This window comes from Paenibacillus sp. D2_2 (genome assembly GCF_031199965.1).
Classification (GTDB): domain Bacteria; phylum Bacillota; class Bacilli; order Paenibacillales; family Paenibacillaceae; genus Fontibacillus.
In genome coordinates, this window is sequence record NZ_CP133605.1 from 4,176,648 (window position 1) to 4,189,701 (window position 13,054).

Here is a 13,054-nt window from a genome sequence, read left to right on the forward strand (position 1 = left end):
ATAAGAAGAACCGCCGGAATGTGCTTCCGGCGGTTCTTTTATCAAAGTCAAGACTTCTCAGCGAGGCCTATCATTTTATAAATTTTATTCATATCCAGATGTTCCCTCACATGAACAGCTAGTCGGTCATACGCCTTCTCCCGCCTTACAGCAGCGGAAAATGTCGTAGCTAGAGGCTCCATTCCCTTAGCTGCTCTTATGCCATCCAGCCAAGCCCTTCTATAGCTATCACTATTGAACAGACCGTGCAAATATGAACCGAACACTCGCCCATCGACACGACATACTCCTTCTGTCCGTTCCCTTCCATCATCGCTTTGAACCAGGAATAAAGGCACTACGCCCTGCTCTTGACCCGTTCTCTTCACTGAGCCATCTGCTCTAGATGTTTCTAACGTAACACCTGCTAGGCTTGAATACACCGTCTCCCGGAGTGAATTTCATATCCACCGATAGAGATCACAGGCTCCGTAGAATGTAAGATGAGCGGGGCATTGGGTAGAACATGTCCCACGGTGCGGACTGTCGTTTTGCCAGGAAGAAATGTCGTCGTCAGCGGCAGCCAGCCAAGTCCACTCGATTGCTTCACTTTGCCGGACTCAACCGCCTCTGGATCAAGGAGAGTATCTCCAAGCATCTGATAGCCACCGCAAATACCTACTAACTGTGTATGGACACTTCGCTTCATATTCTGCTCGATCGCTCGGTCCAGTCCCTGTTCCCGTAGAAATGCCAAGTCGCTAATCGTATCTTTGGAGCCTGGCAAGATGATCACATCCGGCTCTCCGAGCTCCGATGCTCTCTGGACATAACGAACAGACACGTCCGGCTCTACGGCCAGCATATCGAAATCCGTAAAATTAGAAATGCGCGGATAACGAATAACGGCAATATCGATATCACGGCCCTGCTTAGGCGTAGATGCGTAAGAGTCAAGAATAACTGAGTCCTCCGCCTCGATCTCCAGATCAGGCAGGAAGGGTAGTACACCAAGCACAGGGATGCCTGTCCGCTGTTCCAGCCAATCAAGCCCTGGCCGAAGCAGTTCCAGATCGCCTCTGAATTTATTGATGATGAAGCCTTTCACCCGGGTTCTCTCCTCGGGCTCCAGCAATTCAAGCGTCCCGACCAGAAAAGCAAACACACCTCCGCGGTCGATATCGCCCACTAGAATGACCGGAGCTTCCGCCCACCCAGCCAGATTCATATTTACAATATCGCGCTGCTTTAAATTGATCTCCGCCGGACTGCCCGCACCTTCCATTACGACGAGTTGATATTCATCTCTCAGTCGATTCAAAGCATCCATCACAACCGGCTTCGCCACAGGCAGGAAATCCTCGCGATATTTCATCGCACTCAGATGCTGATAAGGCTTACCGTGAACGACGATCTGCGAGTGCATATCTCCTGTCGGTTTAATCAGGACAGGATTCATATCTGTCGTCGCCTCGATTCCACAGGCTTCAGCCTGTACTCCCTGGGCGCGCCCAATCTCCCGGCCATCGGCGGTTACATAGGAATTAAGCGCCATATTCTGTGATTTATAGGGAGCCGTTCTGATTCCGTCTTGGACGAAGATTCGGCATAAGGCAGTCACGATGACACTTTTGCCGACATCAGAAGCAGTACCCTGCAGCATAAGTACAGCACCTTTATTCCTGGAGTCTGTGCTATTCCTTTTTGCTTCTATTTCGGTAGTATCATATTGCTTCATTAATAAGTCCTCTTCCTTCATCGATCGAACCTCCACTTCACTCATTGAAAAAGCAAGCAGGCCAGCAGCAGCAATACCACTTCCAGCCCTTCATTCATAGCGCCGTAGGTATCCCCGTTAAGCCGCCCAATCTTGCACTCATCCGGCTGGCCATCCAAGAACCGACGCCCCAAGCGAGTAGAGGGGCAAGAACATAATAAAACATGGGAATTGTGATATTCATATCCCCCACTGCGGAACAGCGGCAAGCAGAAGTAGCCCTGCCGACAACACAAGGGCCAGCAAGGTTGCAAGTAGCGTATCCTTACCGCTCTGTCCCCGGAATCGTCCGGCTAGGCCTTCCCCGCCGCGCGCAGTCGGCCAGTGGCGCATAGCGAGCGACATAAACCAACGGCTCCACACAGGGGCCGTCATCATAGCAGCTCCGGTTACATACAACCCACGGCTCAGAAGTGTCGCGAGCAGCGACATTTTGAAGAGTAGCAGCAGCACGCAGGCCAACACTCCCATTGCTCCAACCCGACTGTCCTTCATAATCTCCAGCATCTTCTCACGAGGACGATAGCTCAGGAACGCATCCGCAGAATCCATCCAGCCATCCAGATGAAGCCCACCAGTCAGCCAGACCCAAGCGATAAGGAGAATGACCGAGACTGGCAGCACAGGCAGTGCCAAGCTAGCGACCACGCCAATGATCCAAATAACAAGGCCGATCGCCGCTCCGACGAGCGGATAATATTTGGCGCTTCTTTTCAGCAGCTCCGGCGTAAAATCAAGCTCTGCCCGTACTGGAAAACGCGATAGAAATTGAAAAGCGGCCAGAATCGGCCGTCCTTTTTGTCTCATAATCGATACTCCCTGCTCTTAAGTTCAATCGGAATTCCCGCTGTGACGAGAAATACCTGCTGCGAAATCTCAGCCATTCTGCGATTCATGATTCCTGACAGATCCCGGTAGACTCGCCCAAGCGATATTCAGGCACGATGCCATCCCCAACCTCATTCGTCACCAGCACCAGATCGCCGGAATAGGCCGAGACGACCGTAACTAAGCGCTCGATCTCATCCAGTACCTGCTTCTCAGCCTCCGGCCCGTCGCCGGACGCGAGTAATACATTAGAAAGCCATAATGTGAGACAATCAACCAGTACAACCGGTTTGTCTCCCACAGGCTCCTCGATAAAGGAAGAGATGCTAGTATTCGATTGTCCCAGATCACTTAATAGTGCTGCAAGCCGCAGCGGCTCTTCTCTCGTCTCCCAAGGGAATCCACTATCCATCCGGACACTCTGGTGCAGCCTGATCCGCTCACGCATCTCATCGTCGAATGCCTGAGCCGTAGCAATATATATCCCTTGCTCCGCATGCTTCATACACCATCTCTCGGCAAAAGAACTCTTCCCACTGCGAGCCCCACCGGTCACCGTAATGATCATACGGTTGCCCCCGGCTCTGAAGCTTCACCCGTAGAGACTCCAGCGCTCTCAAAGGTTGCCATCTCGGACATCACACGGCAGATCGCATCGATCAGATGTAGCGCCAGTACGCCGCCGGTGCCTTCGCCTAACCGCATGTCCAGGTGCAGCATCGGGGCAAGCTCTAGTTCGCCGAGTAGTTGCTCATGCCCCTGTTCATGCGAGGCATGCGAAGCAATCATATAATGTACAATCTCTGGAGCAAGGCGCTGCGCGATTAATGCTGCTGCACTAGAGATGAATCCGTCAATTACGACCGGACAATGATGAGCGGCAGCCGCCAGAATCACTCCAGTCAGTCCAGCGATTTCAAGTCCGCCGACCTTAGACAACACATCCAACGGATCGTTCGCATCCGGCTGGTTAACATCAATAGCCTTCTGTACGACAGCAATCTTATGCTGAAGACGTTCGTCATTGAGACCCGTTCCCCGACCAACACATTCCTGTGGCGATTTCCCGGTTAGCACACTCATTACAGCTGCACTAGCTGTCGTGTTCCCGATTCCCATCTCTCCGGTAACAAACAGCTTTGAACCACGTTCGATTGCGTCCTCAACGGTTTCGATTCCCGCCAGCAAGGCCGCTTCCGCTTCCTCACGGCTCATCGCCGGACCTATGGCCATATTCGCTGTTCCATAGCGGATCTTCTTCATGACAAGCTCCGGGTGTGACAATTCGGCGTTGACTCCAATGTCCACGCACATCACTTCAGCTCCAGCTTGACGAGCCAGTACATTTACTGCCGCTCCGCCGGCCAGGAAGTTATGTACCATCTGCGGCGTTACCTCCGCTGGAAAAGCACTGATCCCTTCCTCACACACACCATGATCAGCGGCCATTACGATAACAGAACGCTTAGATAGGTCGGGATGCACTTTCCCTGTGATTCCCGCGAGCTTCACTGCCAGGTTCTCCAGCTTCCCGAGACTCCCCGGTGGCTTGGTTAACTGATCGAGATGCTCTGCCGCTGCTGCCGAAGCAGCTTGGTCTGGTGCTGAAATCTTGGCGATAATTTGTGCGATTAAATGATTCATGTGTATCCCCTTCCTGTTGTAATGGACTCTATCATCTAGTTTCGTTAGGACAAATTACTTATCATTTATATAGGTAGTTTCCTTACGCAGCAATAACTGTGGCTCTCCATAATCCGGATGCGCAACGATGTGAGACTGTACGTGGAATACCGATTCAATCAATTCGGAATTAATGATTTCTGCTGGTGTACCTTCTGCCACAATTCTACCCTGATGAAGCACAAGCAAGTGATCGCAATACAGAGCTGCCAGGTTGAGATCATGCATGACAGATACGACCGTCAAGCCCGCTTCACGCTGCCAGCTGGCAACCAGCTCCATGAACTGCGTCTGATGCCGAATATCCAAATAGGTAGTCGGTTCATCAAGCAGAACGATCTCAGGCTGCTGGGCCATGACTTTACCCAAGGCAACCCGCTGCCGTTGTCCTCCGCTCAATACATGTAGCGGACGCTCAGCCAAATCGTTCAGTTCGAGCTTATCCATAATGCCTTCCATGAGACGCCGAGCGGCTTCACTATCCTCTCTACCGCGCCAATTCTGGAACGGAAAACGCCCCATCTCAATCACTTCCCGGACAGGGTATGCGATTGGTGGAAGCCCATCCTGCTGCAGTACCGCCAGCTTACGCGACAGCTCCTTGCGGCCATAGTCAGCTAGCAATCTACCACCTAGACTAATCTCTCCGCTGTTCGGCTTCTCTACTCCGGACAAAAGACTGATCAGCGTTGACTTCCCGCTGCCATTCGGACCGATAATCCCCAGAATTGTCCGCGCTGGACCTGCCAGTTTACGTCCTTGAGTACAGACAGGCTTCCATATGATTTATCAATATGCCGTACTTCGATCAACGCATCTCCACCTCTCTCTCCTTCTTCTTGCGGTACAACAAATAAGCGAAGAAAGGTGCTCCGACGAAGGCGGTGACAATCCCTAGCGGTATCTCAATCGGCGCCAGTAGCGAACGTGCCGCAAGATCGCTCCACATCATGAAGATGCCCCCGCCGAGCGCGGAGAGCGGAATAATCAAGCGATAATCGGGCCCCGTTATAAGACGGATAATATGCGGTACCACCAAGCCTACAAAGCCAATCACCCCGGATACCGAGACAGCCGCTGCCGTGAGCAGGGTGGCGACGAACAGCACCGATAATTTGGTAAATTCCACATTGAGTCCTGTATGGGTTGCCTGCCGCTCACCAAGTGCGAGCAAATTCAGCGTCCTAGCCCGGCTCCAGAGAAATATAAGCCCAAGCCCCATATATGGCAACAGGATGGCCGTATACGACCATCCTCGCAAGCTTAAGGACCCCATGGTCCAATATAAAATTTCATTCACCGTCTTCTTAGACATCGCTGTTAGAAAGAGACGACAGCCCCCAAGAAGGACTGCATAACAACGCCAGAGAGAATTAAATTCTCGATCGGTATTTTACCGTTCTCTCGAGCTAGCCACATCACAATCCACAGCGTTAATGAACCCGTCAGAAATGCGACCGCAGGCAGTGTGAACACTCCGATCACCGAATACTGCCAACCGAGAAAGATCAGTACCGCAGCTCCCAACGCTGAACCCGATGACACACCGAGGGTGAACGGGTCGGAGAGCGGATTGCGCAGCACTCCCTGGAAGGCAGAGCCCGCTACCGCGAGCGAAGCTCCGACTAACAGGCCAAGCATCACTCGCGGCAGGCGGACCTTCATCACAATCTGTTCGGAGGCCGTGCTCCAATCCGGCGTGATATGATCTCCAATCCACGGAATATGATGTGCAAGAATGGCGATTATCTCTCCAGCCGGCAAATATACCGAGCCAACCCCGATACAGATCAAGACGGTGATTGCGAGCAAAGCAAGACCTATGATTCCGTATCCGGCCAGCTTCTTCCTCATGGCTTCATCAATTCCGGATAGATCGCCTTGGCTACTTCAATCAGTCCTTGGGTTACGCGCGGTCCCGGACGGCTGAGCAAGTTGTCATCCAATCCAATAACCTGGTCATTCTTCACCGCCGTAATTTGATCCCAACCGCTGCGTTCTTTAATAATCTCCGCCAGGGTTTTGTTATTATCAATGACACTCTTGGCATACAGGATAACATCAGGATTTGACTTAATAATATTCTCTTCGTTGATTTGACTCCAACCTTCTATATCGGAAGCTACGTTAACGCCTCCAGCGAGCGTAATCATCTCGTCCATGAACTCACCTTTACCAACAGTCCAGCCTGGCGAGAATTCGATATATACCTTTTTCTTATCTTCTTCTTTAACCGATTTAACAGCTTCAGTTACTTGATTCAGCTCATCCTGCATTTTCTTAACAACCTGCTCTGCCTCAGCCTGATGATCCGTGATCTGTCCGATCGTCTTAATATGATCCATTACTTCAGTTACCGTCTTAGGATTAGATTTAAATACCTTAATTCCAAGATCGGTCAAGCTCTTGATCGTCTCTTCTTTGATCATTGTCCCTGAGACAACGACAAGATCCGGCTCAGCCGCTACAACGGATTCTACATTCACTTGGAAACCGCCCATCTTCGGCTTGGACAGCGCAGCTTCTGGGTAATCATCATTATCCGAGACACCGACAATCTCCTTGTCCAGCCCGATCGCGAACAGACCTTCTGTCTCCGATGGGGACAAGAGACAATCTTCTGCGGAGCTGCATCAAATTGAATCTCTGTGCCAAAATCATCCTGTACAGTTAGTGGATAAGCCGTATGCTGTGCTTCCCCTACATTTCCGCTATTGCTGCTCTGTTCAGCAGTCTGATTCGTACTATTATTTGCCGCCCCATTCGTAGCATTATTCGTTGAATTATTGGCGCCACATCCCGCAACGACCATAATTACGAGCGTCAGCAGCGCAGCCGCCCATATTTTTCTCCAGTTCCTCAAGTTTTCCCTCTCCTTTTGAATAAGTTCTTGTACGCCATTGCTTGTGCTTGAAGCCTCGATAAAATAAAGAAAACCCAATCCGAATGGAATGGGTTACGTCTACAAAGTTATGCACGATCAATCGGAACAAAATATCTCCATAGGTATAGATCGGCAATTTTAGCTTGCAGAACGTCATCCTTTCCTCGAAGGACCGTCTCATATACTTGCGGCAGGTCTCCTGACTCACAGGTTTAGACTTCAAGCCCGCCTTCCCATCAACCTGGCAGTTGACAGTGGCAAATTGGACTTCATCCCTGTTTACAGTGGCGGGACCGCGCCGGACTCACACCGGCTTCCCTTTTCACCCGAGTATATGGCGTCATGCGCCAACTCAGGACCAGCAAATATTTATTTAATTAGCTTGTAGCAAGGCTATCTTCTCTATTGGATTATAGGGGAAAAGAAGATTGAACACAATAATCAAAACCGTTCATGGACCATTATCTACTGTTGTAAAGCTGCAACAAGATAGTCTTATCCTGTTCATTCGCTCCTGCACAGCCACACATTACGGATAAAAGAACCTTTAGCAATTTTTCCCTGATCCATAATCATCAGACCGACCTCACGAATTTCTCCCTCAAGCGGTTCTGAAGAGACAACGACTGACCGATAGCTAATTCGCTTCAGACTGGTCAGCATCCGGATTCGTTCCTCACGCGGAAGTACTGAACAGAGATTATAAGGCATATCAAGAACAGCGGCGTCATAGTGCTCATCTATATCGTTCATATCACCGATCTCTACCAAGTCTTTCGAATCATAGCCAAAATGGTGCAAATTCACACGCGCTCCCTTAATCGCGAGCGGATTAATATCCCGGCCTGCGATATCGATCCCCATCGACAATGCCTCGATCAATACGTTCCCCATGCCACAGCATGGATCGATCATGCGAAGTCCGTCCGTCCTAGGTGCCGCAATATTAACTAACGCGCGGGCGACAACTGTACTCAGTCCGGTCGAGTAATTTTGCGGCTTATGTTTATGCTCGAGCCAGACCGATTGAGCTTGATAGCAGATTCCCAGCGTCCAGCACCCGTCATGGAATAGCAATCCATAGATTAGATCAGGCGTACGCATCTCGGCCTTGCCGTGAATGATGCCCCCGACTTGGCGCTCGATCTGCCGCTGCTCCTCATAACTTCGTGGATCGCCATTTTTGATATACTTCACTTTAAATGTTCTATCATTAAGCTGCAGCTTAGCAGCCTGCTGCATCATTTCCTCCCAGGTGACCTCACCAATTAAAACATCCATTCTCAATGACAGAAACGGGCTGCGACTCGGATCAATCCTTATGGGAGTATCCACGAACGAATGTGGGCCTACTGGACATCCGAACAGCGCCTGCAGCTCCATCCTACAAAAATCGAGCTCCGTCTCATGACAGGCAAAGGGATAAATATAGCGCTCTGAACGTTCCGTTTGCTGCATGAATCTCTCATTCCTCTCCGTGAAGTAGTACCTCAGAGCACTATAATACCCTTTTCCGATGTAAAAAGAAAAGAAGAGGCTACTCAATAGGGGCTGTAGGTTCCGTTAGAGGCTGTCACTTCCGATCCAAATCGTTACAATGAATCTTTAGTTTCACGATCTCTCCAGGCGAGACTCTACTGTCCCAGAAGCTTGTACCTGGATTCATGAGCGTGTTCAGCATCGAAATCACACCTCCATGGGTCACGATGAGCATAACTTTCAGATTAACATCACTCTTAGACGCAAGCTCTTGTGATATCTGCACCAGTTCCCTGTAGAAGGTGGCGACTCGGCTTTGGAACTCTTCCCATGACTCCCCTTCGGGTGGTGTATGCAGCTTAGGATCCTCAATCCAGGCACGGTAGAGTGGGTCATGCTGCAGCATTTCGTAGGTTTTACCTTCCCAAGCGCCAAAGTTCAATTCCCGGAGTCGCGAATCGTAGACAGCTTGTCCGATCAGGTCAGGACGAATGAAGTCCAAAGTCTGGCGGCAGCGCTTCAAGTCACTGCAATATATACGTGCAAAGGATACCCCGGCCAGTTGACTCCGTAGCGGGGTAAGCCCGGAAGCCTCCCCTGGCAATAAATCCTCATCGCTATGACCTTGATATTTACGCTGCAAATTCCACTCTGTCAATCCATGCCGGATTAACCACCACTCCACTCCCTCGAAGCTTTCATTCATTGTGTCATTCCCCCTATTTATTATGCCTGTGATGGGGTAGCAGCCAGTGAAGTTGTTAAGAAATCCGCTAAATAATTGAGCATTTCCTCAGAGTCGACCTTACTCTCCGTCTTGTATATTTCGTTGCGCGCAGCAACTCTCTGTGTTGTTCCCATCATGATATGAGAGAGGATTTGCGCCATCATCGTCGGGTTCGTCTCCGCACGAATTGATCCGTCGACCATTCCTTCCTCGATGATTTGTTCAAGCAAATCGATTCCCTGCTTCGTAAAGCTCTGATATCGCTCTTCCAACTCAGGGGTTGGATAGGAAGACTGATAAAATTGGTCGAACATCGCGGCAAAGCGAAAATAATCCGGACGAGCATGGTACATGCGAACGAAGGTAGCGAAATAATCATGTAGCTTCTCCAGCCCATCCTTGCCCTTGAGCTTCTCACCCAGCAGTTCGCTCATCTCATTCAAAATCTTGATCTGAATATCAAACACAATCTCATGAATCGAGCTGTAATATTTATATAGGGTTACCCGGCTAATCTCCGCTTTCTTGACGATATCGACAATCGTGATAGAGATCAGCCCTTTCTCTAATACAAGCTCATAAGCAGCATCCATAATTTGCTCCCGCCGCGACTGACGCATTAAATCCAATTCCTGCTCCCATTTTGTACCCAAGCGAATTCACTCCTATCTATTCTAAATAAGTTCTATGTCCAATGTTCATAGTGTTTCCATTGCGTAAACAGCCTTTATGCAGATTAGCTTACTCCATCTGGTATCTGAAATCAACTGGATAGAAATAAACCTATTCCCCTACGACCATGTTCGACATTAATTCCAGATGTGGTTGACACTGTGTAAACACCGTAATATGATAACAATATAACAGCGAATTACACAGTGTAAATATACTTTATCTCGTGTATTCCCTATGCTCAATCCAAGTACTTTTTTTCACTCTTATGAACTTATAACATCAACATTTCTGAATGAATGACTATGGACTATGGAGGAGAATTTTATGAAAAAGGTTACAGCAGTACTCATCGGAGCGGGAAATCGCGGCGCCCTGGCCTACGCCACCTACGCTTTGGAGCATCCAGATGAGCTTCAATTCGTCGCGATCGCGGAACCGGACCAAGGTCGAAGGGAAGCCTTCCAGAAGGCCCATAACCTCCCGGAATCCGCTTGCTATACCTCGTGGGAGGAGATGCTTCGCGAGCCGAAGCTTGCCGATGCTGCCCTGATCTGTACCCAGGATCAATACCATTTCGACCCGGCGATCAAAGCCTTTGAAACCGGATATCATATCCTTCTTGAGAAGCCTATGTCGACGGACCCTATCGAGGTCGTAAAGTTAGGACAGCATGCCGTTAAATACGAACGCATATTCAACATCTGTCACGTACTGCGTTACACGGAATTTTTCGGAACGCTCAAAAAAATTATCGAGGACAAAAAAATCGGCGAGCTTGTTTCCATCCAGCATAATGAGAATGTAGCCTACTGGCATCAGGCTCATAGCTATGTCCGCGGCAACTGGAGGAATTCCAGCGAATCAAGTCCAATGATCCTGGCCAAATCATGCCACGACATGGATATTTTGCTATGGCTGGCCGGGAGCGATTGCAGAAGCATCTCTTCCTTTGGATCTCTGTCCCATTTCAAGGCCGAAAATGCGCCGCCTCAAGCTGCTGACCGTTGTACAGACAACTGTCCTCATGCTGAGGAATGCCCGTTCTTTGCCCCAAGATTTTATCTGGCTAATGAAGGCTGGCGCTATGCGTTAACTAATAATGTGAGCGAAGAGGGAACTATGAAAGCCCTTCGAGAAGGACCATACGGCCGCTGCGTCTATAAGTGCGATAATGACGTTGTTGATCATCAGGTGGTTAATATTGAATTTGAGAACAATGTAACAGCAGCTTTCACCATGTGCGCATTCACGAATGAGTATGCCAGAACGATCAAGCTCATGGGTACTCGTGGAGAGGTGAAGGGCATTATGTCCTTCAATAAATGTGAAATTGAAGTCACCGATTTCCTCACTGGAAAGAAAGAACTGATCCCTATGGAATCAGGCGTTGACGACCACGGCGGCGGCGACAGCGCACTGATTGGCAACTTCACTAAGCTGGTACGCGACGAACGCATCCATGAGGGTCTGTCCTCAGCTAGCGTCTCCGTGCAGAGCCATCTGATGTCCTTCGCGGCGGAGAAATCGCGGCTCGAGAATCAGGTCGTTGTATTTAAAAACTTTGCAGATGAGATTAAATCTAGAATCTAGTATTTTAAAAAAATAGAACCAATGAACTGTAGCAATAAGAAAAAACAGCGTGATCGCACTTATCAAGCGGTCAAAAATGACCGTTAGAGCAAGATAAAAACAGCTTGACATTATTGTCCGTTACAAAGGTAGAGAACCAAGAGATCGACGCTAACGGTCAATAATGTCCGAGTAGTCAGTCAAAAGCATGGGTGTCAACATTTTTGGGCACGCAAAAGGGCGTCTCCAAGTTGGAAAATCAACTTTGGGGGCGACCCTTTTTGCTTTGCTGCCTTGTTCAGGGGGGGCAATTATCGTTGCAATTAATATTCCGAAGCAGTGTATACTATCCCCGCTTATAAAAAAACTCCCGGGACTATGCCATCTATGATAATCATAGACGATACGCATGGCCACCAGGAGGAGAATATGATATAAGAGGTTATTTTTTGTTTACCTATACTACTGCAGCGATTTCAGCACAACCAGCGCAAGATCAGTAATATCAATTATACCATCACCGTTCAAGTCAAACATCCGGTTGCTATCATCAAGTGGCTTGCCTAATTGCTTGGCAATGAGTGCAACATCCTGAGCATCAACCTTATGGTCTTTGTTAAAGTCTTCTGCTGCGTAACCAAACTGGACACCGAGCTTCACATCATCAGACATGACATATGATAGCTTGGTGATGTCCGCATTCTTATCCGTAAATAACGATTGTTTACTTACAATCAGATTCGCAGGATCGGCAAATTGCTTCGACTTCATTGTAATTTGGGCAATGTCTACACTGCCGCCAAGCGCTCGGTCTCCTAACAGAGTGGCAATAATGTTGATCTTACCCTTCGTATTATCCTTGTTCCAGCCTAAATAGGCATTCGCAGTCGAGCCCAAGCCGCTGGCCATTTGAACATCAACAACTTCGAAGAGTGCTGGATCAAATTCGAGTGCTGCCTGCACAGCATACAGGTCAGTAACATCCTTAGCTTGCAAAGTAACGTTAAAGGTGTCACCAACGTTGATCTCACCATTCGCCTTCAGCAGCAAACTTCCTGGTGATTGCCCCTCAAAAGTAACATGATCATAGTATCCGATCATCATATTCCATGCTGAAGTAAACAGGCCAATTCGTGCATATACTGCTTGCTCCGGGGCAACGCCGGTCGCAGAGATATCAACCCATTCTTTTTGCGGCATACCTTTGATCACCGTGCCCACTACTGAACTAACTTGTTTACCTGACTTATCATAAAAATATAACATGATGCCTGAATCATCTGTTCTTGTACCTTCAATGAGTCCCTGCTCTATATACAGCTTGGCTGCGGCCGTATATTCGCCACCCCGGATCACCGGAATCGGATCGCTTAAGTAGCTGTTTTCACCTATATTACCTTGAACTTTATCAATAACCTTTAGGCTGTGGCCAGGCTCTCCACAATAACTCTGC

10 protein-coding genes, 4 pseudogenes and 1 riboswitch are annotated in these 13,054 nt (G+C 49.1%); of the genes and pseudogenes, 1 reads left to right on the forward strand and 13 read right to left on the reverse strand.

The window, feature by feature from the left end:
• Positions 1–47: 47 nt before the first annotated feature.
• From RE628_RS21335 to RE628_RS21390, 12 genes and pseudogenes are all read right to left on the reverse strand, one after another.
• Positions 48–1,642: pseudogene (locus tag RE628_RS21335) on the reverse strand (cobyric acid synthase).
• A gap of 294 nt (positions 1,643–1,936) precedes the next feature.
• A complete protein-coding gene (gene cobS / locus RE628_RS21340) occupies positions 1,937–2,563 on the reverse strand; it encodes an adenosylcobinamide-GDP ribazoletransferase (RefSeq protein WP_309154919.1) in 627 nt (208 codons plus the stop codon).
• Positions 2,560–3,152, reverse strand: a pseudogene (gene cobU, locus RE628_RS21345) (bifunctional adenosylcobinamide kinase/adenosylcobinamide-phosphate guanylyltransferase). Before cobU ends, cobS begins: the two are co-directional and overlap by 4 nt.
• On the reverse strand, positions 3,149–4,228 hold the full coding sequence (gene cobT / locus RE628_RS21350) for a nicotinate-nucleotide--dimethylbenzimidazole phosphoribosyltransferase (RefSeq protein WP_309154920.1): 1,080 nt from the start codon (positions 4,226–4,228) through the stop codon (positions 3,149–3,151). The pseudogene cobU and the gene cobT overlap by 4 nt, the downstream one beginning before the upstream one ends.
• Before the next feature lie 54 nt (positions 4,229–4,282).
• Positions 4,283–4,942, reverse strand: coding sequence for an ABC transporter ATP-binding protein (locus RE628_RS21355; protein WP_309154921.1), 660 nt, complete (start codon positions 4,940–4,942; stop codon positions 4,283–4,285).
• Between the two features lie 8 nt (positions 4,943–4,950).
• Positions 4,951–5,079, reverse strand: coding sequence for a hypothetical protein (locus RE628_RS21360; RefSeq protein ID WP_309154922.1), 129 nt, complete (start codon positions 5,077–5,079; stop codon positions 4,951–4,953).
• Positions 5,076–6,121, reverse strand: a pseudogene (locus RE628_RS21365) (FecCD family ABC transporter permease). Before RE628_RS21365 ends, RE628_RS21360 begins: the two are co-directional and overlap by 4 nt.
• A pseudogene (locus tag RE628_RS21370) lies at positions 6,118–7,130 on the reverse strand (ABC transporter substrate-binding protein). Before RE628_RS21370 ends, RE628_RS21365 begins: the two co-directional pseudogenes overlap by 4 nt.
• Complete coding sequence (locus RE628_RS21375) at positions 7,051–7,332, reverse strand: hypothetical protein (RefSeq protein ID WP_309154923.1); 282 nt, start codon at positions 7,330–7,332, stop codon at positions 7,051–7,053. The pseudogene RE628_RS21370 and the gene RE628_RS21375 overlap by 80 nt, the downstream one beginning before the upstream one ends.
• Positions 7,323–7,529: riboswitch (cobalamin riboswitch) on the reverse strand. (Overlaps the previous gene by 10 nt.)
• Before the next feature lie 126 nt (positions 7,530–7,655).
• Positions 7,656–8,609 carry a TRM11 family SAM-dependent methyltransferase gene (locus RE628_RS21380; protein ID WP_309154924.1) on the reverse strand — a complete coding sequence of 318 codons (954 nt, stop codon included), beginning with the start codon at positions 8,607–8,609 and terminating at the stop codon, positions 7,656–7,658.
• 115 nt (positions 8,610–8,724) lie between these two features.
• Entirely contained in the window at positions 8,725–9,336 is a 612-nt protein-coding gene (locus tag RE628_RS21385; RefSeq protein WP_309154925.1) for a histidine phosphatase family protein, read from the reverse strand.
• 20 nt (positions 9,337–9,356) lie between these two features.
• On the reverse strand, positions 9,357–10,010 hold the full coding sequence (locus tag RE628_RS21390) for a TetR/AcrR family transcriptional regulator (RefSeq protein ID WP_309154926.1): 654 nt from the start codon (positions 10,008–10,010) through the stop codon (positions 9,357–9,359).
• A gap of 346 nt (positions 10,011–10,356) precedes the next feature.
• Between RE628_RS21390 and RE628_RS21395 the strand changes: the two genes are divergently transcribed.
• Entirely contained in the window at positions 10,357–11,622 is a 1,266-nt protein-coding gene (locus RE628_RS21395) for a Gfo/Idh/MocA family protein (protein WP_309154927.1), read from the forward strand.
• A gap of 441 nt (positions 11,623–12,063) precedes the next feature.
• Here RE628_RS21395 and RE628_RS21400 read toward each other — a convergent pair whose 3' ends face one another.
• Positions 12,064–12,957 (reverse strand): cohesin domain-containing protein, encoded by an 894-nt coding sequence (locus RE628_RS21400; RefSeq protein ID WP_309154928.1) that lies wholly within the window; start codon positions 12,955–12,957, stop codon positions 12,064–12,066.
• Between the last annotated feature and the right edge of the window lie 97 nt (positions 12,958–13,054).

What these genes read in the sequence shown, in the direction of transcription:
- cobS (WP_309154919.1), bottom strand. Translation starts at nt 2,563, where the DNA reads ATGAGACAAAAAGGACGGCCGATTCTGGCCGCTTTTCAATTTCTATCG.
- cobT (WP_309154920.1), bottom strand. Translation starts at nt 4,228, where the DNA reads ATGAATCATTTAATCGCACAAATTATCGCCAAGATTTCAGCACCAGAC.
- RE628_RS21375 (WP_309154923.1), bottom strand. Translation starts at nt 7,332, where the DNA reads ATGAGACGGTCCTTCGAGGAAAGGATGACGTTCTGCAAGCTAAAATTG.
- RE628_RS21380 (WP_309154924.1), bottom strand. Translation starts at nt 8,609, where the DNA reads ATGCAGCAAACGGAACGTTCAGAGCGCTATATTTATCCCTTTGCCTGT.
- RE628_RS21385 (WP_309154925.1), bottom strand. Translation starts at nt 9,336, where the DNA reads ATGAATGAAAGCTTCGAGGGAGTGGAGTGGTGGTTAATCCGGCATGGA.
- RE628_RS21395 (WP_309154927.1), top strand. Translation starts at nt 10,357, where the DNA reads ATGAAAAAGGTTACAGCAGTACTCATCGGAGCGGGAAATCGCGGCGCC.